The sequence below is a fragment of the Aquabacterium sp. A08 genome (assembly GCF_011742065.1).
In genome coordinates this window covers 1-209 of sequence record NZ_JAAQQT010000160.1, presented here as the reverse complement: position 1 = coordinate 209, position 209 = coordinate 1, and the positions used below count along the sequence as shown (strand labels likewise).

Annotated in this window: 1 tRNA gene; it reads right to left on the bottom strand. The window is 60.8% G+C overall.

Annotation, left to right across the window (positions count from 1 at the left end):
* Window positions 1-124: 124 nt before the first annotated feature.
* A tRNA-Leu gene (locus HA630_RS00905) sits at window positions 125-209 on the bottom strand.

Sequence of the window (209 nt, the reverse complement as noted above, 5' to 3'; positions counted from 1 at the left end):
GGTCAGCCGGTGTGAGCGCGTGGGCGGGGCGCCGGCAGGCGCTCTGCCTGATGCAAAGGTGGACAAGCCCAAACCCGGGCCAGAAAGCAAAAAAGCTTGCATTGCTGCAAGCCTTCTGCTAATTTGGTGCCCAGGAGAGGACTCGAACCTCCACGCCTCTCAGCGCTAGTACCTGAAACTAGTGCGTCTACCAATTCCGCCACCTGGGC